The sequence below is a fragment of the Maribacter thermophilus genome (genome assembly GCF_001020565.1).
In the GTDB taxonomy this organism is placed as follows: Bacteria; Bacteroidota; Bacteroidia; order Flavobacteriales; family Flavobacteriaceae; genus Maribacter; species Maribacter thermophilus.
Genome location: NZ_LDAS01000001.1, coordinates 3,615,504 through 3,639,996 on the forward strand (window position 1 = coordinate 3,615,504; position 24,493 = coordinate 3,639,996).

Genomic DNA, 24,493 nt, shown 5'->3' on the forward strand with positions numbered 1-24,493 from the left:
GTTTCAAATTCTCTTTCCGGTGGTTCGGAGATAAGCAACTAATGTAGTAAATACGTACCGATTAAGAAACAGTAAGAATTTTTCTGTTGGAACAATTGATCAGACAGTTCTTTTAGAGGTTATTTTAACGCTTTCGGGCTTTTTCTTGTAGGTTCTGCCATACCACAACAACATACCGGTAACGGGTAAAGATGCGGTCAAAAGACTTACCAGAAAGGCTATAATCTTACCGGCGATACCGCCAATGGCACCGATATGGATATCGTAGTTCATACGAATGATCTTATCTGCTACTTTACCATCTTTGTATTTGCCGTACACACTGGGGGTTTCTATTTCTTCTAACGTGTTTTGGTCGAAAAACCGATAATCGGCATCGTAAAATAGACTTTTACTATTAGAGATTTCTACGTAGATACTTTCGTTTTCGTAAGTAGGGTAGTGCAGTTCGTAGGCTTCGGCGTTCGGGGATTCTTGCATCAACTTGGAAAGTAATTTATCCATAGGTTGTGCGTTTGGGTCGGTTAAGGGGCCGCTTATGTTTTGCGGAATGGTAAAAGCCACTTCCTTTTTGCCGCCTATAGATTTATATACCCCGTACATCAGCCAATTGTAAGACATTAAAGAGCCGGTAAAGGCTAATATTAATGCTAGGGAGCAGATGTAAAAACCGATTACGGTATGTAGGTCAAAGTTCTTTCTTTTCCATCGGGTGGTCTTTTTCCAATCAAACTTAAGACGCTGTTTTAGGTTTTTTCGTTTTTTGGGCAGCCAGATGATAAAACCTGAAATAATAATGACTATAAAAACTAGGATGGAGACGCCCACTACTTGTTCGCCGATACCTGCCGGTAACCATAATCGCATATGTCCCTTTAAAATAAAGGCAAAAAATCCGCTAAGATGGTCGTCTACCTGTATCACCTCACCAGAATAGGGATTTAAGAACACGCTTTGGTAAAACTCGGGTTCGGGGTCATAAAAAATAACCTCTATGGCATCGTCCGCTTTTTTATAGAGGGTGCCGTGTATATGGTGTTCGGGGAAAATGTTCTTGGCAATTTCCTTTGCTTGTGAAGGGGTTAGAATCGGGGTGCTCTGGGGCTCTACTTTTTTATAGTGATCGTACGTACTTTCAATCTCTTCCTTAAAAGACCAACAGCAACCGGTAATGGCCACAATAAAGACTACAAGGCCCGTGCTAAGGCCTAGTATTTTATGTAATTGAAATACGAATTTTTTAAAAGTCATGCCCATAATTTTAAAGGCAACCCATAGGGGTTGCCTTTGTGAAATGCATTTTAAAACTTAAAGGTAAAAGTACCCAATATGGTTCTTTTTTGTTGTGGCGTAACCGTGCTCCATCCTGAGTAATAGGTTTTGTCGGCCAGGTTATTGCCTTTGATGCTAATTCTAAATTTATTGGTTTCGTAATAAAGCGATGCATTAAAAATGGTGTACCCGGGAATCATAAAACTTCCGGTGGTAGCCTTGTAATCTACCATAGTATCGTATTCCGTTTGACCGTTAAAGCCGGCACCGGCGCCAAAGTTTTTCAAAAACCTGTAGTCCGTCCAAAAGTTATAGGTAATCTCTGGTCCTGATTCACCGTACCTGTTTCCTTCCAATTGTTCCGCTGAAGGAGAATCGGTAATTTCAGAATCATTATAGCTAAAGCCAGAGTGAATGTTTAAGCCTTCTATCGGATTGGCGTTTACCTCTAGCTCTATACCTTGGCTATTGATCTCAAGGTCTTGGGTCTGTGTGGCCCAGTAATATTTATTGTCCACATTAATGTTGTAGTAGCTTAAGGTGGCTTCTAACTTACTGTTGAACAAGTTAGATTTTGCCCCTATTTCTAACTGATTTGCTTTTTCAACGTCATACGCCTGTAGGGTAACCTCACCAGTTTCGTAATTTGTAATGTACTGCGGATTTACATACGAAAATCCGTTTTGGTAGTTGGCGAAAATAGATAGCTGGTTAAGGATAGGCTGAAAAACAATGCCGAATTTTGGGGATAGGGTAGATTCTGTGTATTCGGTATCGTCATCGGTATCGGTTTTTCTATCGCCTTGATAATCAAATCGGTCGTAACGAATGCTTCCCATAACCGATAAGGAAGGTAATATATTGATGACATCCGATACGTAGGCCCCGAATATATTCTGACGGATATCGCTATCTAAATATCCAAGCCCCGATAAGGCGGCACTTAAGTTTTCCGCATTGATTTCCGGTTCGCCATAGATGAGGTCTCCAGTAATATCGATGGTATGTAAATAACCCCAGTTAGAGCTATTGTCTATGATGTTGTAATCCAAATAATCGGCGCCTACCAACAATTTGTTCTGTACGCTACCTATTTTAAAGGTTCCTGTAAAGTTTTGCTGTAGATTAAGGGTCTTGGTCTTAGAGTCGGTATCTTGTGCGTATAGGCTAAAGGTGTCTTCGGCACCGTTCCACAAGTATGTGTAGTAGCCTAAAGATTTTGCTATACCTCCAGATACCAATGTTTGTGAAGACCATTGGTCTGAAATTTTCCAGGCCACTTCACCACGGTAATTCTGGGTAATGTTCTCTATGGTAACATCGTTGCTGGTAAAAGAGAGATCGGTGTCATAGCCCAACTCATCGATAGAGTTAAAAGTAAGGGGCGCATATCTGTTTAAGAACAAAAAGGTTTCGTTGGTCTGTTCGTTTTCTGAGGCCTCGTACGAAAAGTTAAGGGTTAAGTCGTTATTTACCTTGTATGAAATAGAAGGCGCTACAAAGACCGATTTTTTTATACCGGCATCCTGAAAACTGTGTTCTTGTTGAAACCCTGTATTAAAACGTAACGACAATTGGTCGTTAGGGCTCACGTTTACATCGGCGTTCAATTTTGCAAAATCGTACGATCCGCCAGACACCGTAATTTCTCCCCCGGTGCCGCTATATGGTTTTTTTGTAACAATATTGATGAGACCACCATAAGAGGTCACCGCGCTACCGAACAAGGTTCCCGAAGGCCCTTTGATCACCTCTACACGTTCTACGTTAGAAGGGTTTATAAAACCATTTGTAATACCGGCTACGCCGTTTACCAATTGTGGTTGCACCGCAAAACCACGGCTAGAGTAATAACCCGCGCCATCGCCACTTCTACCGGTAGAGGACCACAACTGCGTAATACCCGCTGCATTTGACAAGGCATCTTTAAAGGTATTTACCGACTGTGAAACCAACAACTGGTTGGTAATAGTGTTGTAAACTTGGGAGTTCTCTATATTCTTTAAGGGCATTTTAGACACGTAGGCGGTCTCTTTTCTAGAGAACTTATTGCGGCGTTCTGCCTCTACGATCACTTCGCTCAATATTTCGTTGCCCTCGTACAGTATAATCTCGGCAAGATCTACATTTTGGCCATTGGCAACGGTAAAAGATACTTCGCGGGTCTTAAAACCTAGATAAGAGAGCGATAATACATGGTCTCCGTTGGCCAGGCCGGTAATCGTAAACGCACCTATGTCATTGGTCTGTGTTCCTTTTGTAGTCTTTTTTACAAGAATGTTTACGCCCATTAAGGGGTTTCCGTAGTTGTCTGTTACTTTTCCACTTACCTGAGCGCTTTGCGAAAAAACAACATGCGACAGCAATAGTAATGCGAAACTAGATATAAAATATTTCATTAGATTTATTTAGACTTAATATGAATAGTGTAAATTTTGGGCAAATGTATTTCCCAATCACAAGTAATCCAAATTATTTGTATTAAATCTAAATAAGAAATTTTAGGAGAGGGTGGGGTGCATAGAATAGAAGGTTTTAAATAAAGAAATATGTAGTGGTAGCATTGTCTTTTATGTGAAAGGTACTGATCAAATGATTTTGGGCCTGTGGATTTGTAAATAAAACCGGGAAGCAAATTTATTGGTTCTTATGTTTTGAATTTGGGCCGGGCGTTTTTCCATCCTCTGGCCAGTTGTACAGATAAATCGTCTATAACTTGGGTCATATCATTCTTTTTGGAAAGGTTCACGGTTTCATTTGGGTCATTGATCCTATCGTACAGTTCAATGCCTTTTAGTTCTCCCCTTTTACCGATTTCAGAATTCCAATCGTACCATTCTATATAGTGATACTCTACGGTGTTAATAGAGTAGCCCATATATCTTTTGCCGTCTGCAGAAACTTTTGGTCTGCGGTGAAATTGGCTAAAGGCGGCATTTTTCCATGGTAACTTGGGATTTTTGGTAAGTGGAACAAAACTTGTTCCTTGCATATAGTCGGGAACATCTATTCCTGCTAGTTCGCAGAGCGATGGAAATAAATCTACCAGTTCTATAATTTCATTAGATTTGATGCCTCTTTTTTCTTGGTTCGGGTATCTGACTATTACAGGTACTTTTAAATCAATGTTGTAATTGGTCATTTTTCCCCAACTATTATGGTCACCCAATTTCCAACCGTGGTCTCCCCAAATCACGATAATCGTATTATCGTAGATATCTAATTTTTTTAAATGGGAAACCAAATCACCTAATAAGGCGTCTACATAGCTGACACTGGCATAGTACCCTTGTCTTAAGATACGGGTGGTATCCTCACTTATGTTAGAGGGTTGCGTAGGGTGTGCAATATGTCCAAAACCATCATAGTGCCTTAGTTCGTACATAGAGTTCATTGTATGTAAGGGAGCGCCTTCGGGGATGTTAGGATTGTTGGGGAGTGGTATATCATTGCGGTCGTATAGATCCCAATACTTTTTTGGGACTGCAAAAGGTAGGTGTGGTCTAAAATACCCAAGGCCCATATAAAACGGTTTGTTCATTTTAGATAATCTATCCAATGTTCTCTTGGCCAATTCGGTCTGTGCGCCATCGTAGTACATAGTATCATGTACATCCGCCGCTTCCCATGCAGGACCAGTGTTCCAGCCGTCGGCATATCTTATGGGTTTTAATTTTAAGAGTGAATCTCTTTTTCTAGCCTGAGATTTATTTATCTCCTCGCTGATATAAAAAGTTTCCCCATCCCTATTTATCCAATCTTTTTTTAAGTATTGAGATGGCCTAAGGTCCGGTTCGTCCCAAGAAACTGAATCTGGCATATAATTATGGAAGATTTTTCCAATATTGACCGTATGATAGCCAAATTTTGAAAAGTACTGTGGCATGGTAACTGCATCGGGGTTTATGTTCCTGAATTTGTCTCCAAGGTGCCACACCCTTGTAGAATCGGGTCTAACGCCAGTCATAACACTAGCTCTAGACGGTGCGCACACAGCAACTTGACTGAAGGCCTCCATAAAAGTAATACCTTCTGAAGCTAACTTGTCCAAGTGGGGGGTAATGGCAACAGTATCACCATATACGCCTATATTGGGCCGTAAATCATCAATCGAGACAAATAATACATTGGCCGGTTTTTTAATTTTTCCTTCCTTTTCTTTGCAACTTACCAAGATTAGGAAGATAGAGGTCAACAGATATATTATAGGTTTGAATATTGGTCTTTTTGTTTCTTTGTTTAAAACCGTTTCAGATTTCATAAGATTTTTAAATATTGAAATTAGATAGATGTTAAGTGTTATGAAACAGCTGAAAAAAGTAATTTCAGTGTTTTTATCTACTTTGGTCTTATTTAGAAACAATAGGCAATTTAATCTGTGAAGGATGTTCTTTGGAATGGTGCACCTTGTTATGCGCGACCACACCGACCTTTTCGTCATAGTTATTGCCGCCTGTGTTCAAATTTCTTGCAAAACGTGGAAAATTGCTGCTCGAAACCTCTATGCGGATACGGTGTCCTTTTTCAAAATAATTACTGGTAGACATTGGTGTCAGGTCTACTTTGTAGACTTTCCCCTTTTCCATAAAAACTTCTTTGTCATAGCCTTCGCGATATCTTACACGTTGTATGGTTTCGTCTAGGTTATAGGCTCGCCCATCAGGATATACATCAATAAGTTTAATGGTAAAGTCGGTGTCTTTTGCATCTGAAGATACGTATAACGTAGATTCTATAAACCCGGAAACCTCTACACCTTCGTCTAAAACATCGGAAGTGTAGACCAAAATATCATTTCTGGTTTCCATTTGCTGCTGGTCATAGGCTCCGCCTTTGACGGCATTACCGGTGCAACATACATTACCGCCATAAGAGGGTACGGGTACCATTGGGTCGTAGGTGAAGCTATCGGGGTTGTCGGAACCAGCTTTTTTAGTTGATAAAACTCCGTCGCCATAAGCACTGTTGGCATGACCCCCACTATTTAAATAAAAAGTGGTTGGTTTTGCATTTTCGGGAGGCCAGGTTTCCGAAGCCTGCCATTTGTTGCTTCCCATAGTATAATATTGCACCCTTGGTGTCTTTTCCTTAAAATCATTTTTCTCACCTTTTAGCCACATATCGAACCAGGCATAGATCTGCTCGTCGTAATTAAGTCGTGCATCGCCAACGCTGCGTTCGCCTACAATGGTGTTTTCCGTTGCACGCGTATAGGCACAGTGCAAGGTTGGTGCGATCACCAAATACTGATTGTCCCTGATTTCTTTGTCTTTTGCGTTATTTCTAACATGATTGAAAAGGGCAATATTTGGGGTAATGGAGACATCGTACCATGAGGCGAACCAAAAACTGGGAACCCCTATATCCATATTGTCATGGTACAGCCCACCTTTGAACCAATCTTCGTCGTTGGGTTTACGGCGGATCATTTTGTCAAAAATCTCATGCTTACCGTTTATGTTCTTTAAAATATCTTGAATAGGCAGGTGTTTTAGTGCCTGGGCCATATCCACTGGTGGGTTTTCTGGCGCCAAATCATAAAACCTTGAAATTCTGATGAGGTCTTCTTGTGTTGCACCTGCCGGAATACGAGGTTTAAATTTATCGTGCTCTACACCATATAGCCAAGAAAAAAACAGCATCTGTTCGGCTCCGCCCCGGTACCAGTTGCCTTGCTCGTTAATATCCCCGACCCGTCCAACACCTGCTCCGAAACCTTGGGGTACCATGGCGGCATGTGATGGGTGGTCTAAGGCGGCAACCGCCATTTGCCACTCTGCGGTAGATGAACATCCTAGAGTACCGATTTTGCCATTGGACCAAGGTTGGTTCTTCATCCATGTAAAGGCATCGTACCCATCGGTCAACGGTACACCTAAAATATCCCATTCACCTTCCGAGAAATACCTTCCGCGTTCATTTTGAACCACATAGGCATACCCTCTTTTGACCGCTTCAAGGGCCCTAGAGGCCGTACGTGTTCTTTGCTTGCCGTCTCCCCAAGAATTAAAGTTATATGGGGTTCTAGAAAAAATAATGGGTACTTTTTTGTCCGTTTTAGGACGATAAATGTCCGTGGCCAAACGTATGCCGTCTCGCATTGGCATCATTATTTTCTGGTCGATAATTGCAATTTCTTTCAGCTCTTCGAGTACATTGTCCTGTGCCAGAAGGCTTAGGCCGCTCATAAAAAAAACGATTGCTGTTAGGATGGTTCTAATGGACTGCTGTGTCATTTTAATTTTGGTTTGTGGTTGGTATATAAGGTTCGGTCGTTTTTTTAATAGTTCGTTTTTGAAAAGTGTATCTCACTTGATCCTTGGTACTAGGTGTTATGCTTTTAACGGTAGCACCATTGTTCATTATCATATATAAAGCGATAAGTACCCTAAAAATAGACGATCTGCCATGAATTATGGGTTTTCATTATAAAAAAATATAGTTGCGGGGCACCAGTTTGTATCAAGATGTTTCTTGTGTTTAAGTTTAGATGAAGAAAGTAAGTCTGCCAGCGACCTCTTTAAAGATTTTTTGATGGTTGTCAAAATTGGTGTAACAGGGGACTTTTTTTTCTGATTGGCAACACCAAAATATTGGTAGTTGCCGTTTGTAAGTGTTCTTCGCAAAACAAAAGGCAAAAGCATTAATACCGAATTAATTAGGATGGGTCAATGCTTTTGCCAAATATATAAGAGGTGGGGCAAAGATTAAGAAAGACCATGATGGTCGGGATCAATGCGCTATAGATATGTTTTCATTTTCTATAGAAAACTCTCCCTTATTTGATGGATCAATTTGGTGCCATCGGGGTCGGCCTTTGTCTTTAGGGCGCAAAAATTCTCTGCCCATTGTGATGTGCGTATTCTTAACGGAGGGTTGTTGCTCTGTGCCACTTCTAGTACCACTTGTGCCACTTCGACACCGGTTTGATATACCTGCTCGGTACTTTCGCTGGCCCTTTTTTGATTTCCGGCCATATATTGTTCAAAAATAGGGGCGTATTCTCCGGTGGCAAATGTTCCGTTTACAGCCGTCTTACCAATAGCGGATGCCATAAACTCGGTGCTGATGCCACCAGGTTCAATGTTGCTGATCTTAATGTTGAAGGCGTCGCTTACATAGGTCACCAAGGACTCCATAAAACCTTCCACGGCAAATTTGGCTCCACAATACAATTCGTTAAAGGGCTGTCCGACAAGGCCACCCACCGATGTTATGCTAATTATTTGTCCCGATTTTTGTTTTCTCATATGTGGTAGCACGGCCTTTGTACAAAATACCACGCCATGATAGTTGACTTCGGTTACCCAGCGTATTTCTTCTTCGCTTGCCTGCTCGGTCGTTTTTGCAAAGCCTGCTCCGGCATTATTGATGAGCACATCTATTTTTCCGTCTTTTTGAATAATGTGGTCCACGGCAGATGTAATGGATTCTATTTTGGTTACGTCGAGCGGAAGAATCGCAATGTCCAGGTGCTCCTCTTTTATTCGCTGTTTTAATGCATCTGCTTTTTTAAGGTTACGCATGGTGGCATACACCTTGTAATTGTTTCTGGCCAATAGTAGGGCGCTTTCGAACCCTACGCCGGTAGATGTGCCGGTAATTAATACATTTTGTTTCATTTTAATTTATTTATGGAACGAATGTTCATTCCAGTTTATTGATAAATTTTTTATTCCTTTATGGCATCCCATACCAATTGCAATTGATTTGAGATGGAAATCTGTTTTTCATTTCGGTCAAAATACCATCTTAGGTAAGAGAGTACCGCTCCACCTATAAAAAAGATAAGCTCGTCTGCCGGAATGTTTTTGATAATTCTATTTTTTTGTCCGTGTAGCAGTAATTCTATAAACGGCTGTACCGATTTGTTACCTTCTTCCTTGCTGTTTTCCGTAATAATGGGTGAAGCTTGTAACTGTACGATTAGCCCATAATACGAGGGGTTTTGCACGAAAAAATCTATAAAATTGGAATAGTATTTTTCGAACTGGGTTTTTACCGGCTCATTTTCGTCAAAGGGTACAAATACCGTTTTCTCCTTTTCTTTTATATACAAGTATAATTCATTGATCAGTTCATCCTTGTTTTTAAAATAATTATAAATGGTCCCCATACCGGTACCGGCTTCTTTGGCGATGGCGGACATAGGTGTGTTGTGTACGCCATTGTTTACAAGAAGATGTAAAGCCGATACTAATATGGATTCTTTTTTGTTCACGTTGCAAATATAGAACAAATGGAATGATCATTCCAGTCTATAACTAAATATTTTTTTCGAAGGGCTTTATATTTTGCATATTGCTCCGTTGTTAAAACATGCTCGGTAAAGGTCTTTGTCTTTTTATTCTTTGTTTTCTATAATAGAACTGATGCACATTACCGTATCATCTATATTAATGGGAGGTGTTGCCAGTTTGTACAAAATAATGCCATCCTTTGGGGATTTGTATTCTTCTAAGACTTTACCGAACTCATCGGTGGTGTAACCGACAACGGCATCTTTTTTAACTTGGTCCCCAGCTTTGTACTCGCTGTAAAAAATACCTTGTACACCGGCATTGATATATACTTGGTCGGTACCATAGATTATATTTTCGTGTGGTCCACTGCCAAGGTCGTACATATTCATGGTGGCCAACATGTTATACACTCCTTTTAAGATGAGCTCTACGTTCTCTTCCTGTACATTCCCCATTTTGCCACATTCGATGCTCAAGGCCGTTTTTCCATCTTGTACTGCTTGTTTAAAGGCATACTTTGCCGGGTCGGTATCGGATAGCGAGTAACCGTAGGAAACCACAAGTTCAAAACCACTATTTTCCGAAAGTTTTTTTGCCAATGCCGTTTGATCGGGTTTTTGTTTGTTGTCGTAATAGCAAACAAACGGAATCAGGTCCTCGCAGGCATCGCCCCCATGTACATCTAAAAGAACATCGCTAACGGGAATAATGTTGGTGGTTATGTAATGGGCTATTTGTTCTGTAATGGTGCCATCGACCTTTCCGGGGAAGGCATTGTTCAGATTCTTTTGGTCTTGAGGGTTTATAAAGGGGGTACGGGTAAAAAAGGAGGCCGTATTGGCCACCGGAATAATGACCAATGTACCTCTAAGCTTGTCCGCATCAATGTCTTTCATTAGCTTTTGCGTAGCCACGATCGGCGGGTATTCAAAACCGTGAACCCCGGCAATAATGGTAAATACCGGACCTTCGTTTTTGCCTTTTATAATAGATATGGGTATATAACCTGAATTTCCGGCATCATCGTTCAGATATACCTGGATGTTCTCTTTGTGTGGCCTTGCACTGGCCTTGTAAATACTTTCAAAGCTGTTTTGGGACACTATTAGGTTTGTTATGAAAAAGAATAAAAGCGAAAACAAAGTTTTTGACATGGCGATATAGGTTTTGCGATGGATTCGTACATGAAACATGGATACCAACTTATACGGTCAATATTGTTGGGTCCGTAATGTTTTTGAGATAAAGAACAAATTTATTTGTTTTTACGCTTCTGTTTATAGAATTTTTTATCGGCTACGTAAATTGTTTTTTTTACTTCGCAATATATCACGCTTCTATTCTTATTGGTGAGTTGCGTTGTTTTCACTATTTCTATTTCTTTCTTTTCGGAAACCTGGTTCTTTATGTCTTTCAGTTCTTTTTCGGAATAATCAAAATCGGCATATAGGTTTTCTTTTGCCGGCCTTTTGAAAAATATTTGGGCCGATTTGTCCCAAACTACATAGTCATCCCCGATCAAATTCATTAACTGAACCATCGGAATCGGGTCTACGGCCGAAAACATGCTGCCACCGAATATGGAACTAACGTAATTTCTGTTTTTGTAACTAATGGGTAGCTTAATTCTTATATGTAATAAATTAGGTGATACTTCAATTATTTTGGCTGTACTTCTTTTGTACATCGGAGAATAATTGAACCCGTACTTAAATAGCTTGTGCTCTGAAAATAGCTTTGAACCTATTTTTGCAATTTTTTTATAAACAGACATTTTATGTTTTTATTATGGGGTTTATATCGCTCATCAAGGGGAATGTACTTGCAATCCGTATTTATGCCTATTTGGTTTTAAGAGAAGAGTTGGGTAGTATTATGGCCACTTTCGTTCCCTTTTCTGGAGTGCTTTCTATAGCCAATCTTCCGTTGTTTTTCTTTAGATAGTCTATACAGGCCTTTAGACCAAAACCAGTACCTTTTTCTTCGGAGGTACCCAGTTGGGTAAAGAGTTGTTCGCCTCCGAATATGGTATCTATTTCCTCTTTGGACAGACCCACACCCGAATCTTTGATGATCGTATGCACTTCATCACCATCTACCTTTAGGCAAATATGTATTTTACCATTTTTAGGAGTGAATTTGATGGCATTGTGCAAAACGTTTCTAACAATAAAAGCATAGTTCTGTTGATCGGCATAGATGGTACTGTCTAAATCGCCAATGGTAAAATCTATTTGTTTTTCCAATAACAAACCTTCGAACAAGCCTCCAATTTGCGTTAAGATATCATTGCACTTGAATAGGGTGAAATTAACCGGTTTGTCTTGAATCTGGTCTTGTGACCATTGCAGTAAATCTGTTAAGAATATATCTAGGTTGGCAATGTGTTTAGATAACCGCCCTAAATATTCTTTCTCTGTTTTTTCATCAAAATCGTTGAAGGCCATCGAATACACCAAACTCTGTAGGGTTGCGATGGGACTTCTTATATCGTGCGATATTAATGTAAAAAGTTTTTTATTGATGGTGTCCAACTTGACAAGTTCCTGTTTTTGTTTTTTTATTTTTTGCGTGTATCCAAAAACGATCTTAGATATTGGGTACGATATAATAATGGGCATTACCAGGGCCAGCGTAAAGCCATAGGCAAAATTGGCCACCTCTATAAAACAGGCGGACAATAGAAATAAAAAGAGGGAAAAAAGTACAGAGACAAAGACGATTCTATACGGCTTACTTAGTAGGTTTTCTACTTTTTCTATGAATTTGGGCATGTTATCTAAAATTCTTCAGGGGACTACAATGCATGATGATTGTGTAATTTAATGTTCTTTTTTGCGCATCAAGAATAAATTTAACTTAAATGGTCACTAAAGGCCTATCTAGTGCAAAACACTACAAAATAGAAAATATTGAACAAAAGAAATATGCTATTGCAGCCAAATTCTTTTTTAAGATACCATTCTTTGTTATAAAACACGTTTTTGTTGTTGGTAATTTTTATGGTCGTTGAAAGTCTTTGGGTGTATAAAATAGGACAATATGATTCTTTTGATCGTATTGTTTAAAAAGTACAAAAAAGTGGAAGCAAGAAATTTGTAGTGTAATTATACGGTTCTAGTAAAATCGATTGATTTGTTTTAAACTAATGTATTAAGTTGCCGATAAACAATTGTATGTGTGTTGGGTGTGCGTTTTTTAACCCTATTGTTATTTTAAATGGGTCTTGGTCTTATAAAAATACTTTTTGCGAAAACCCAAAGGTGTCATTCCTGTTTTTGATTTAAAAAACTTTGAAAAATAGGCGTAATCCGAGAATTCTAAAGTATCCGCAATTGTGGCTAAATTATCGTGGGAATGTACGATCATTCTTTTTGCTTCCAGAATCACTCTTTCGAAAATTAATTGGTTCGTTGTTTTGTTTATAGTTTGCTTTACGACCCTGTTTAGATGCTTGGTGCTTATATTAAGTTTATCGGCATAAAATTTAGGGAACTTTTCTTTATAAAAATGAACGTTTATCAAGTTCTCAAGGTTTTCAAGTATGTTGGAATAATTGGGAGATGTAAGCTTTTTCAAATTTATATCAGAAGTATAGACCCTGGTTAATTCGATATAGATACAGTTTAGGGTATTTATAATTTTTAATTCCCTTAAAAGATTGGCCTGTAAGTATTCTGTATAAGCTTCTTTAAACATAACTTTTAGGTCTTGCATTTTATGGGAATCCAATTGCAATACGGGAGGATTTTGGTGCGAGCCAAAAAAAGGAAATGAATTAAGAGTGTGTTCTAAGAACTTTAGGTCATAAAATTCTTGTGAATGAAAAAATATGAATCCTTCGGGTGGTGTCTCAAATTTCCAAAAATGGGTTTGTCCCGGTTTTAAAAAAAACACCTTACCAGGATTTATACTATAGGCATTAAAATCAATCTCATGAATGCCCGTGCCTTTCGTGAAAAGTACGCATAAGTAGAAATTATGGGTATGGGGTTTGTTTATTAAATGCTTGTTTAACTGTATGTGATTTGAAAAAGAATTTATGTACACCTCGTTTAGAGGTGCCGATTCTCTAAACTGACCAATATTTAGAACGGGTATCTTCATAGAAATGTCCTAAAAGTACAAAAAATAGCGAACATAATATATGGGTGAAAGTAGGTTGGCAGCCTAACTTTGCGGTAGAATAAATTCTATACTATGAGCAAAGTTATAGATGCTTTAAATTGTAAGTGTCCAAATTGCAAGAAAGGAAACATGTTTCCTGATAAGGGAAAAAGAATAGTGTTGAACATTCCTAAAATGAACGATACGTGCCCGGTGTGCAATTATAAATTTGAACGGGAGCCAGGTTTCTTTTTTGGGGCCATGTTCGTGAGTTATGCCCTTGCTGCGGCACAAATGATAACATGTCTTGTATTATTTTGGTACATTATCGATTTGTCTCCTTTAAAGGTCTTTTCCATTATTGCCGTAATTGCATTTTTGTTAAGTACTTTCAATTATAAATTGTCTAGGTCTATTTGGATATACTTTTTTTATAAGTGAAATGGACTTTGATTGCACGTCATATTACACTATTTTAAAGTGTAATGTTTGAGTAATTTAAGGCTAATGTGACCAGAACCCCAAAGGGAGTTAATAATCTTTGGAAACATGGTTTTATGGAGCAAAACAGATAGTTTTCTTTAAATGTAATAACACCCTGATCCATTATTTTCTTGATGATATTTTCTGAACTTGAATTTCTTAGAACGCATATAAATAGGTCGTACGTAATCCTATTGCCTCTTGTGGCCATAATGGCCATGTAGGTCTTATTAATAAGAATAGGTATTAAAGAATTCTTGGGTATCCTTTATTCGTTTTAATCCCAAGATCCAACAAACCTCGGAAAGGTCCGAGAAGTCCAGTCCTCCGGCGGCAATAGCCTCGTTATTGTAACGCCCGTCTTTTCCATTGTATTTGTTTGCTATGTCTGTTGCGAGTTGCCATACTTCCATTAAGGTAGGGTCTACGACCTTTTCTTCCCAGTAAGAGAAATTTGGGGTACGAAAACCGGGTGTTCCGTTTCCTACAGCGTTTCCATCGGGAATTTTGTGGTAATCGGCGTGTTCTTTGACAAATTGAAGGTCTACGGGCGAAGTTACTTTTTCGTTCCAATCGCTATGTTGCACAATATGAATATGCTCTGAAACATTTAAATTAGGTAACTCCAATTGAATTTCTCTTATCAGTTTGGCTGTAAAATCGGATTGACCCGCTTCGGCAATCCAAACATCACCTTTAATGGTAAGAGTTCTTAAGGCAATGGTTTTGACTTTTTCAACCGCATTGGACAAATTTTCGTTTGCATCTGTCCAGTTGTCTCCAAAGGCCAGTTGAAATAAATCGTTGGGTGGCACGTATAAGCCTTCTTGAATACCATACGTACCGGCAACTGCATGATATTGTATTTCAGAAAAATCGGAATGGGACATTAAAGTCACCAATGCAGCGACCGAATGAAGGTCGTCCACATCTGTTTTACAGTCAAAATGTACCAACAACAAGTCTTTTTCTTTGTTGAATTCCCTTTCTGTTGGGATGCCAAGGTTTATGGCATTACTTTTTAAAGGTATTAATATGGCCGATATTATCAGTAGCACGAGTGTTCTGTATTTCATTGTTTTCATAATTTGATTATTCTAAATGCATAATAAATCCGCATAGGCCAGCTATAAAACCCAGTAAATAGAGCAACCCCTTTGTTGATCTAAAAATAGTATGCCCGAAAATTTTATAATTGAACTTTTGAGTACTGTTTGCGGGGTCTATTGCCCAATTTTTATTAAGAAAATTACCGATTGCGAAAATGAGGAAGATAATGGATAATACTAAATAAGCGTATTTCGGATTTAGCTCAAAAAAAACTTTTACCTGATCGAATATTTCTTCCATGTTGCGCATTTAAAGTATGGGGAATGTGGTTTTTATCATTTAAAGTACCGTTGTAATAAACTAAAGGTGATGTTGTATGTTGATCTTTCTTTTTTTCTCTCGGTATAATCCTATTATTAACCCTAATGAGCTTATGAATAAGCAAGATAACATCCAAAATACGATATCATACTTATTGATCAATAATCTATAAATAAATGTAAAAAGGAATAAAACCAATCCGATGATTTGCCAAAATGGGTCTTTTTCCAATCTAATGTTTTTGTCAAAGGTCGGTGTTAAATTAAATAGGATTTTGATTTCGTTCCATTCCCAAAAAATCAACAATAAATTCGCGAATAGCATAAGTCCTGTAACTACGGGTGTATAGGCAAAATAATAGGATAAGGTAATAATGAAGATGTTTAAAATAATTGGAAGGTTAATTAAAGCGCCCAGTTTAGAATAGCGCTGTGTCATCAATAAAAAACCGGCTATCAATTGGGCTATTCCAATAAATTTCCAATATAGACCGGATTGGTACATGGTCTCGAAAAAATGCCAAGCGCTATTTATAGGATTTAATTCGCCACTTTCAGAGGTAAAGCGGTGTCCTTTAATTTTTATCAGGCTGGCAAAAACAAAAGTTCCACCAATTAAATATCTCGTATAAATGATAAAAATTTGAGGTATTATTTTTTCTTTAATACTATTCATGGTCAACGGTGTCTTTTATTCAGACGAATAGAATTAAAGTTCGTTACCCAAAATTGCCCAAAGCCTGTCAAAGACGGTTCTACGGATTTTTGTTTAGAGGCAGAGCCGATACCAATGTTTCGGTAAATCCGTAAAAAATAACTAGTATGTTAAGGTGTTATAACCGTTTGCCTGTAATTGAAGCATACGTACCGAGGCGGTCGGGGTAACGCTAAGGCCATCAAAAAGGTCTTCTTTCGATACACCCAATTTTTCCATGGCAACACTGCACACGCTAACTTTTACCTTTCCCTTATACTTTTGAAAAAATGTTTCCAGTTCAGAATTTTTGACCAATTGTGTAACCACCTTGCCCTTGACCACAATTTCATAATCCTCTATGGTAACGCCGTTTTCAATAAGTAGGTCGTACATGCCCAATACTCCTTTAAAATGCCTTTCTGTGGTGAGTATAAAGCCATATTTAGGTGTCTTTTGTAAATCTGTAACGACTTGTTGGTCTAATTTCTTTTGACTGTGGGCTTCTGTAGCACTGCCCACCAATACCATAATAATAAGTAAGGTTTTAAAAATAGTATTCATATATTCTATTTTAAATGGATATAGTTTCTTTAAAAGTACAGAAATTAATCTCCACTTTGGTGGTAATTAATGCTTGTTGAACAAATCTTTTTTCTGTTTTTTAATTTTTGGAAACTGATCCGTAAAATAAAAGGTCTTGGGGCGTTATTGTTAGTCCCATATAGTTGGGCGGTCAATGTTCATTGCTCTTAAGTAGGATAGAAATTGACCGGCATGAACAGATTCGTGATAGGCGATCCGAAGTAAATATTCTCCCAGTATTTTTTTCTTTCCATTTCCTGGATGAACAATGGTGACCTGGTTTAGGTCCGTATCGCAAAATCGTCGAATGGTGTCCAAAAAGTTTTTTCTGTAGGGGGCTGCAAATTCAATCTCGTCGATTACACTCGTAAAAGGTCTGTTGTGCCAAGGGGTTTTGTAATTTGTCATATCCCCTTGGTTGATGATAATGTTCCATCCGTAATCGGCCTCCAAAACATGTCTGATCATTTCTATTGCACTCATGGCATTTTCATCGGGTTTCCAATTATAATATCTTTCCGGAAGCCCTTTCCAAAGGGTAATACTTTTTCTTCTTATTTCATTAAAGTTTAAAATTATGAGTTCTGTTTGAGACATTTTCGCATTATTTTATAAACAATGTTGAAGACATACGGTTATAGGTGTTTTAGCACCCCATAGGTATTTCAAAAGAAATAATTTTTTCGGTCACAATACCGTCATCGTCCGTAAGGAGTATTTTATAATAAATTCTACTGATGGATACGCCCGAAGGATATTCGCCGACACTGTTTACATTTTTTATATGTTCTGCCCACTGTACGCCACATTCTTTTTCTGCAGCTTTCTTAAATGCGTTTATGTCCACGTCTATAAACCTTTCGCGGTCTTTTTGAGTGTATGAGTCAGAAACAAAAGTGTTTTCTTGCATGTTGTAATCCAATTTATTCCACTCCGAATAATAATGTTTCCATTCGGTCATGTCGCAATGTGGTCCTTCGTTCATTATGGTGATACTATTTTCATGTCTTTGAAAAACTTCTATCTTTCTGTATTTGGATTGATTTATTTTTACTTTTTTTCCTTCTACGGTTTCGCCGATTTCCAAATAGACCTTAGCAGTATGGTCATGTATTTTTTCTAGATTACCATTTTTGTCCCATGCGTCCAGTTCCATTTGAAGGGAAAAATCTTTAAACTTTATCTCGATTATGTTACTCGGTTCATTTGGCATTAAGTGTCGGCTATGGGTACTAACTGTGGGCCTTTCTTCAATTTCTTGGATTCTGGCCCCTTTTTCATTAATGTTTTCTGAACCTTTTTTAAGCTGAAGTTCTATATCGGTTTCTTGGGCAACCAGGGTACTACTGCCATATGTTGGCCTGTTGATGTTGTTGTCGGTAATTTCTCTATAGGTAAAGTCATTTTCGGCATTAACATATTTAAACTGTTGTACGAATAAAGATTTGGTTAAAAAGAATAGTAGTATTGTAATTGTGGTTTTCATAAGTATGGGTCTAAATAATGCTGTATGAGATTTTTTACCCGTAAAAAATGTAGATCAAAACATTGGGCACAAGGTCGACTTTTATATTCTCATCAGTTTTCTTAAAGATTATTTAAATGGTTTAAATAGCGGTACTATAGGTGCTGCCAATATACAAAAGAAGTCCTTATGAGGTTAATTTTACAATAAATTGTTTGGTGTTTTGGTTTAAAGGACGACTTATATATACCATAGTGTATTTGGTAGATGCCCAGGGCAAAATTCTTTAATTGAGGTAAGATTTCTTTTTTGTTTTATTAGGTTATGATATTCGGTGGTAGCTATTTATATTTCCAGTTAGTTAAAATATCGCCCATTTCTTTTCCGACTTCTTCCGTTAATCGACTTGTTAGTTCAATGTCGGAAAGTTTATGGGTTTTGTCTAGATCTGTTCGAATTAGAAAGTGTAGTAGTTTCAATAAAACAGTATCGTTTTTAGAGTCAATTATTGATTTAGCAGTTTTGTAGAATTGCATTTGAAACCATTCGTAGTTTTGGGGAGTCAACTTTTGAACATATTTTTCTTCGAAGTCTTTTAGGGTTTTAAATTCGGCCATTTGGTCTCCAGATGCTATCATAAACTCAGGGTAAGTATCCATTAAATCGTAACAAGTATTGCAGTTGTTCTTAATGAAAGCATACATGCTCATTGTGGCAAATAATTCTTGTAACCATTTTCTTTGGGGCTTGGTACCTTCTTTAAAATGATATAGGTGTGCAAGCTCATGAATTGATAGTGTTTCTCGATAAAATAGGTCTAGATCTATGTTGTTTCCATAAACAGACTTTAGCTTGCCCAAATGCTGTTCGGGCAATTTTTTTAGCATTTTTTCTACTTCCATAGAAACAATGGATTTGTCTAACCCTAGAATAACATTCCCGCTTCCGGCTTGTGGTAAACCAGGGGGTGGAAAATAAGCGTATGTATTCCATTTTTTATTTTCTATGAACAAAACGGCAAATTTTAAATTGGTTTGAAAAGTTTTATCAAAATAAAGTTTTGCATTGTTCATGTTTTTAAGTGTCTCGGTCGTGTTGTTCGTAGTGTCATTTGAAACCAAGACTTTAAACGGATAGTCCGTATTCAACTCTATTAAACCACTATGTTTAGAATTGTCGATCCATGATTCTTGTGCCTTTATTCCTATTGTCGAGAAAAACAAAAGAACAAGTATCGGATTCATTAAAGTTGGCTTTTTCATAATGTTACCTTGTGTGTTGTTAATAGTTTGTAAATCAGTAGTTAAAGTTACTTATTTTTGTTTAAAAAAGCTCTGGTGTTGTACTATGGGTGTAGTGTTCTTAATTTTTGGTCGGCATATTAGAAATTGCCCTGCATTCACCTTTGCAACGATTTTTCTTATATATACAGTGCAGACTCAATGTTGGTAGAGGTAGATGTTTATGGGGCTTTAGCCTAGTTCAAAACTTTTAGGTATAAGACCAAAGTTATTTAATCGTTTAAACCTTTTGCGTTCCATATTTTGGGGATAGACCTTTCAATTCTAGATTTACGGGTTTTGGATTGTTTGGCTTGTGAGAAATAAAGCAAATACCCTCTTTGTCGCCCGGGGGTTAAATTGTAAAATGCAGATTTAAAACCTTGGATGTTCTCAAATGCCTGTATGAGCTCTTCGGGTATGTTGTATGCTGACGTCTTTTTCTTTTTTACCTCCAGTCCTGCATTTTCTACTTCAATAGCTTCAAAAATATAAGCTTTGATGACGGTTTTACGATTTATGATTTCTTGGGTATCGGTAAAGCGCATCTGTCGGGCCGACTGCACATTTTCGGTTTGTCGTACCAAAATATGTGCAGTATCTTTCAGCAAAGCACCTTTAATAAAGAGTAGAGCGCAATACTCTTTAAAACCATGGATAAGAACAATGTTTTTGCCTTTATGGGTATAGCAGGGGTGCATCCATTTAAAATCTTCCTTCAGGTTACAATCCAGGCAAATTTCCCGTAGCAGAATGGTCTCTTCTTTCCAGTTTTTTATCTTTTCGATGTATTGGTCTACTTTTTCCATTATAAAATATTCGAAAGAATGTAGTGGGGTAATTGCTTGCGTGCCAGATGTATTCGCTTCCGTTTAAAACGGAAATATACAACCTCTGTTTCTATTTAAGAAAACGCCTCAAAACAATCATAGTTCCTTTGTCTGTATATTTTACCATCCTCAAATTCGAAAATTTGAGCAAAATAGGCTTTCATATTTCCGCCCGCTTCAATATTTCCAATAGGTATGGCAAGTGTACCATGCCATACACACTCTAATACCACCGTATTATCTATCGATAGTAGGTTTTTTATTTCGTACGTTTCTTTAGTCAGTACTTTTGAGCCCTTTTCGGCCGCTTCTTTTAATTCTTGTAGTGTACGATTGGTAAGCTGTTTTGTCAAAGTATTCGGAAACTCGGTTTGTTCCGCATTTGGGTGGTAAAAATTATCGAGCTCATCAGAAGATGTTCTACTTTCTAACATTCTTAGGTATTGTACTACGGTATTCTCGTTGGCAGTCATTTTTTATTGATTGTGTTTTAATGGTTATACTTTATTATTTGTTTCCCGATGATGTGTGATTTATCATTCCAATAGCATAAATATAGACCCATGCCGAGTAATGTAAATCTGCGAATTGTTTTAAACGATGTTCGTGTACTCCTATTGGTTTTTAAAATTCATTGTTTTTGTATTGATCGCATAAGTTTCCACTAATTAAAAAATGGCGCCAGTATTAATACACGGACTTTGAGCCATGTAGGGTTGCCTTTTATATGTAAGCATGGCACAGGTTAACAATACAGAAAACCGAAGAGAGCCATACATATGTATTGGACTGACTAACGCATTTGTTGGGGGCACTACCGTAGTTTTTCCATAAGCTTACCGTTGGCCGTTTATTTGTTTGCAACACAAGTCTTCTACTATGTAGCACAAAAAACAAGTGTATCTACCAACATAAATTTAATTAATTTAGAAAATAGATGGAGGTTCTCCGTTCGCTAAATAGAGCTTTTTGATTTTGTTACTAATGTTTGAATTTGAAGCCTTGAAGAACAGAATTCATCATAGAGTTGTTAACGTTAGGTTCTACGGGTTCTGTTTAATATGGAAGTCACCCGTAATGGGGTACTGCAATGTATGTTTTTGCTATCTGTACATAATGTTTGGCCTTCTCACTTGGTCTATTAGGGCACGTATGTTTAAATAGGGTTTAATTTTTGTTGTAGACCATTGTTGTTATATGGTTGTTAAAGTATTTATAGGCTTCCATTTATTATTTTCCAATTTATACCATACCGTAATCCAAGATTCCGAAAGCATTTTCCAGCTGGCTTCGATTACATGGGATCCTATATGGTTATTTGCATTTTCAGGAAAGTGTTCTCTTATCAAATCATCTGAAAAAATTGATCGTAATGTTTCGTTCGAGATTTCTATTTTTCTTGTTTCGTAGGGCTTGCCAAATTTCTTGATAGCTTTACTATATGCCAATGTTTTCAACTTCTTAGAATCTTTAACTAATCGCTTATGCTCCTTAGAGCTATCATTTGTTTCTTTAGCACCGGCACTATTTTGGGCTTTGCAATGAAAGGTTAGGATCAATAGTATTGTACTTAGTACTATTTTCATAGGTTGTGTTTAATATAACGCCTTGCTATAAGCGCAATGTTCCATGTTTTAATAAAGTGAATTTATTGAGAAATAATTTGAATGCCAACAAGGATCTTATCTAATTGTTCATAGGTGCTTTTAAAGGCAATTTCACCCCTAAGGTATATACTGGTTGTGTGCGCTTAAGGTTGGGTTGCCATGATATTTGACCTAAGCATTTGTTGTAAGGGTGTACAAAGGTGCAAGATGCGTTATTCTTCGGGTTTTGTGTAGGTGACGATATCAATTCCTACCCCATTGGGGTCTTTGATTGCAAAATGCCTGTCTCCCCATGGTTCGTCGCGTATATCAATTTCTATATGTACCCCTTGGGCTTTTAACCGTTTGTACACGTTATCTACATTTTCAACTTCAATAGTCAAATAAACGCCCTTTCCATTGAACGGCGATTTAAAAATAGGTTTTTGGCTAGGGTGGTTCGGCTGTAAAAAGCTGATTTCTGCCAATTGCCCCGGGGTGTGCAACAATACATAAAATTCATTTTCAAAACTTACTCCAAAGCCTAAAACTTCGGTGTAGAATTTCTTGGTTTCCTGTAATTTGTGGGTAATTATTCCTGCGTTAAGTTTCATTTCGTGTGTTGTTTGTGCATTTGAAATTTGGAAGGTCAAAACAAATGCGGTTACTACTAATGATTTCATTGTCAATGTTTTTGATGCCTCAAATTTAGGTCGGTAAGTAACTTGGGCATTGTAAAAATCGGACAAACTTAGCAGAAGGCTTCTGAGGGTGTTACCCCATAAAATGTTTTAAAATTTTTGATAAAATGGGCTTGATCAAAAAAACCAACATCAAAATAGAGCTTGTTTTCTTTTAGACTTTGTTTTGAAGGTTTGGTATTTAGAATATGCTGAAAGCGCACGACGTTACTGAACGATTTTGCGGTTGTGCCGATATAATAGTTGAAAATTCTTCGGAGCTGTCTCGGACTTAATCCTGTGTTAAGGTCTTTTTCGGTATCTAAATGGCCGTTCTTTTGAAAAATAAGGTTTAAGGCATCTAAAAATCGTTGGTCGTAACGAATTGTTCTGGTTTTTAAAATTTCAACTATTTGTTGGTTCAGTACTTGCGCTATACTTTCAAAGGAATCGGAAGATGAAATCCGTGTATTGATCAAATTGGAAAAGCCGGGGGTGACTTTGTTTAGTTCTTCGGATTTATTGCTCAAGGTTTTGGCATTGATTCCAAATAAATGAGGAAATGCCGTGGGTAAAAAGCGAATGCCGATATAATCAAAATCTTTTCCGATCGGAAATTGAACATATTTTTGGCAAAATCCCATTACAAAATTATCGTTGGGGTGCTTGTGGTCAAAAAATATATCGATACAACCGTCAGATACCACTCTATAGCAATAATCTTGGTTTAAGGTATAACGGGTTTTAAGTTGCCAAAAACAGTAAACGAAGTTTTCAATGACCTTATTCGGTCTTATTTCTTGATAGAATATATCGTTACCGTTCGCCGAAACTGTTGGTTGGATCGGTTTGTAATATTGCTTTATGAATTTTAGTTCATTCACTGTTTTTTGCATTATACCCGTTTTTAACCGGGTGTTCTCTTGAAAAAACAAATTCTTTTTGCAACGCTGATATCGAACGTTTTCATTTATCTGTCCACGTCTTTATTTACAATTGTTACCTAAGGTAACACCTATTTTTAATAGAACCTGAATTATGCGGTACGGAAAATTACCGTTCTTGATAAAGCTATGTTTTAGTTGATTTTTATACTGGAATTCATGTTTCTGAGAATACTTACCACACTTTTAACCGCTAAGAAACTGGTCTTAGGGTTGGTGGGGCTCGGTTTGTTCTCGGTACGTGTATATATTTTTCCAAAACCACCTTCACAGGTTATCTCGTGCATATTGCTGCTAGTGTTGGGGTCGGCAACGATTTTAATTGTTAGGTCTTCGCATTTAGATGCAAAATAGATACTTGCGGCAACATTTATATTCTTAGGAAATTGGCTTATTGCCTCGTCTACACGGCCTTCCCAAATAGTTTGGACCGTGTTAATTGATGATAGGTCGATCTCCGATTGGTCAAAAAACGGTGCCCCTTCTAAACTTTTGGGGTGTTTGGTAGTTTTTAGATTGATGGAGGTAATTTCATCGTTCACGGCCTTTATGGCATCTAGCCCCGCAATGGCGCCTACCGGGATAACGATCTCACAGTTTTTTAATCTTTTTATAACCTCTTTGTTTTGGTAGAGTCCGCCGGTACTGATAACGATAAGTTTCAGACCAATACGGTCTATTTCCTCAAATTTCAATAACTGTGATACCACTTCTTTGTTTGCGCACTCAATAATAATATCAACATCATTGATCAGCTCTGAAGTAATTTCTTTTCTGAATTTTATGGACTTATATTTAAGACCAATTTTTTCGGCATCAATTTCTTTTCTAGCTACTACATATCTTAATTCAAAACCGGGGTCGTTAACTATCCATTCTGCAAGATATTTTCCAATATTTCCAAAGCCTATTATCGCTACTCTCACGGGGTCGTTTTTGTTTTTTTTAGTTAAA

At 37.6% G+C, this 24,493-nt stretch carries 24 protein-coding genes; 1 reads left to right on the forward strand and 23 read right to left on the reverse strand.

Translation table 11 applies throughout. The features are described from left to right. Window positions 1-99 precede the first annotated feature (99 nt). From AB657_RS15655 to AB657_RS15705, 10 genes are all read right to left on the reverse strand, one after another. Complete coding sequence (locus tag AB657_RS15655; protein WP_047248034.1) at window positions 100-1,251, reverse strand: PepSY-associated TM helix domain-containing protein; 1,152 nt, start codon at window positions 1,249-1,251, stop codon at window positions 100-102. A 50-nt stretch (window positions 1,252-1,301) separates the two neighbouring features. Continuing rightward, entirely contained in the window at window positions 1,302-3,671 is a 2,370-nt protein-coding gene (locus AB657_RS15660; protein WP_047247361.1) for a TonB-dependent receptor, read from the reverse strand. 248 nt (window positions 3,672-3,919) lie between these two features. Then, a complete protein-coding gene (locus tag AB657_RS15665) occupies window positions 3,920-5,533 on the reverse strand; it encodes a sulfatase (protein WP_198146910.1) in 1,614 nt (537 codons plus the stop codon). Between the two features lie 88 nt (window positions 5,534-5,621). Beyond that, entirely contained in the window at window positions 5,622-7,508 is a 1,887-nt protein-coding gene (locus AB657_RS15670; RefSeq protein WP_047247362.1) for a CocE/NonD family hydrolase, read from the reverse strand. A gap of 525 nt (window positions 7,509-8,033) precedes the next feature. After that, window positions 8,034-8,894: an SDR family oxidoreductase gene (locus tag AB657_RS15680; RefSeq protein WP_047247364.1), complete on the reverse strand. Its 861-nt coding sequence runs from the start codon at window positions 8,892-8,894 to the stop codon at window positions 8,034-8,036. A gap of 50 nt (window positions 8,895-8,944) precedes the next feature. Further along, the gene (locus tag AB657_RS15685) at window positions 8,945-9,493 is read right to left on the reverse strand and encodes a TetR/AcrR family transcriptional regulator (protein ID WP_047247365.1); all 549 of its coding nucleotides are present in this window, start codon (window positions 9,491-9,493) and stop codon (window positions 8,945-8,947) included. 123 nt (window positions 9,494-9,616) lie between these two features. Further along, window positions 9,617-10,618, reverse strand: coding sequence for a succinylglutamate desuccinylase/aspartoacylase family protein (locus tag AB657_RS15690; RefSeq protein ID WP_232304896.1), 1,002 nt, complete (start codon window positions 10,616-10,618; stop codon window positions 9,617-9,619). 152 nt (window positions 10,619-10,770) lie between these two features. Beyond that, the gene (locus tag AB657_RS15695) at window positions 10,771-11,289 is read right to left on the reverse strand and encodes a DUF4442 domain-containing protein (RefSeq protein WP_047247366.1); all 519 of its coding nucleotides are present in this window, start codon (window positions 11,287-11,289) and stop codon (window positions 10,771-10,773) included. 67 nt (window positions 11,290-11,356) lie between these two features. Further along, window positions 11,357-12,289: a sensor histidine kinase gene (locus AB657_RS15700; protein WP_047247367.1), complete on the reverse strand. Its 933-nt coding sequence runs from the start codon at window positions 12,287-12,289 to the stop codon at window positions 11,357-11,359. 436 nt (window positions 12,290-12,725) lie between these two features. Beyond that, the gene (locus AB657_RS15705) at window positions 12,726-13,622 is read right to left on the reverse strand and encodes an AraC family transcriptional regulator (protein WP_047247368.1); all 897 of its coding nucleotides are present in this window, start codon (window positions 13,620-13,622) and stop codon (window positions 12,726-12,728) included. A gap of 93 nt (window positions 13,623-13,715) precedes the next feature. Here AB657_RS15705 and AB657_RS15710 point away from each other — a divergent pair, with 93 nt between their 5' ends. Then, entirely contained in the window at window positions 13,716-14,063 is a 348-nt protein-coding gene (locus tag AB657_RS15710) for a DUF983 domain-containing protein (protein WP_047247369.1), read from the forward strand. A 272-nt stretch (window positions 14,064-14,335) separates the two neighbouring features. On the opposite strand, the gene AB657_RS15715 is transcribed toward AB657_RS15710, so the two are convergent. The 13 genes from AB657_RS15715 to AB657_RS15775 all read right to left on the reverse strand — a co-directional run bounded on the left by AB657_RS15715 (window position 14,336) and on the right by AB657_RS15775 (window position 24,465). Continuing rightward, window positions 14,336-15,181, reverse strand: coding sequence for a hypothetical protein (locus AB657_RS15715; RefSeq protein WP_047247370.1), 846 nt, complete (start codon window positions 15,179-15,181; stop codon window positions 14,336-14,338). Between the two features lie 16 nt (window positions 15,182-15,197). Next, complete coding sequence (locus AB657_RS18285; protein WP_047247371.1) at window positions 15,198-15,464, reverse strand: Imm17 family immunity protein; 267 nt, start codon at window positions 15,462-15,464, stop codon at window positions 15,198-15,200. 51 nt (window positions 15,465-15,515) lie between these two features. Continuing rightward, window positions 15,516-16,151, reverse strand: a complete 636-nt coding sequence (locus tag AB657_RS15725) for a hypothetical protein (RefSeq protein WP_047247372.1) — start codon at window positions 16,149-16,151, stop codon at window positions 15,516-15,518. Window positions 16,152-16,292: 141 nt separating this feature from the next. Next, a complete protein-coding gene (locus tag AB657_RS15730; RefSeq protein ID WP_047247373.1) occupies window positions 16,293-16,733 on the reverse strand; it encodes a DsrE family protein in 441 nt (146 codons plus the stop codon). A 150-nt stretch (window positions 16,734-16,883) separates the two neighbouring features. Continuing rightward, window positions 16,884-17,351 carry a DinB family protein gene (locus AB657_RS15735; protein WP_047247374.1) on the reverse strand — a complete coding sequence of 156 codons (468 nt, stop codon included), beginning with the start codon at window positions 17,349-17,351 and terminating at the stop codon, window positions 16,884-16,886. A 49-nt stretch (window positions 17,352-17,400) separates the two neighbouring features. After that, window positions 17,401-18,240 carry a hypothetical protein gene (locus AB657_RS15740; RefSeq protein WP_052958723.1) on the reverse strand — a complete coding sequence of 280 codons (840 nt, stop codon included), beginning with the start codon at window positions 18,238-18,240 and terminating at the stop codon, window positions 17,401-17,403. Window positions 18,241-18,560: 320 nt separating this feature from the next. Then, entirely contained in the window at window positions 18,561-19,481 is a 921-nt protein-coding gene (locus AB657_RS15745; protein WP_047247375.1) for a hypothetical protein, read from the reverse strand. Between the two features lie 251 nt (window positions 19,482-19,732). Then, window positions 19,733-20,308, reverse strand: coding sequence for a YdeI/OmpD-associated family protein (locus tag AB657_RS15750; protein ID WP_047247376.1), 576 nt, complete (start codon window positions 20,306-20,308; stop codon window positions 19,733-19,735). Between the two features lie 95 nt (window positions 20,309-20,403). Further along, window positions 20,404-20,802 carry a nuclear transport factor 2 family protein gene (locus AB657_RS15755; RefSeq protein ID WP_047247377.1) on the reverse strand — a complete coding sequence of 133 codons (399 nt, stop codon included), beginning with the start codon at window positions 20,800-20,802 and terminating at the stop codon, window positions 20,404-20,406. Window positions 20,803-21,522: 720 nt separating this feature from the next. After that, on the reverse strand, window positions 21,523-21,915 hold the full coding sequence (locus AB657_RS15760) for a hypothetical protein (protein WP_047247378.1): 393 nt from the start codon (window positions 21,913-21,915) through the stop codon (window positions 21,523-21,525). 233 nt (window positions 21,916-22,148) lie between these two features. Further along, window positions 22,149-22,529, reverse strand: coding sequence for a VOC family protein (locus AB657_RS15765; protein ID WP_047248038.1), 381 nt, complete (start codon window positions 22,527-22,529; stop codon window positions 22,149-22,151). A gap of 137 nt (window positions 22,530-22,666) precedes the next feature. Beyond that, a complete protein-coding gene (locus tag AB657_RS15770) occupies window positions 22,667-23,491 on the reverse strand; it encodes an AraC family transcriptional regulator (protein ID WP_047247379.1) in 825 nt (274 codons plus the stop codon). Window positions 23,492-23,673: 182 nt separating this feature from the next. Beyond that, window positions 23,674-24,465, reverse strand: a complete 792-nt coding sequence (locus AB657_RS15775; RefSeq protein WP_047247380.1) for an aspartate dehydrogenase domain-containing protein — start codon at window positions 24,463-24,465, stop codon at window positions 23,674-23,676. Window positions 24,466-24,493 lie beyond the last annotated feature (28 nt).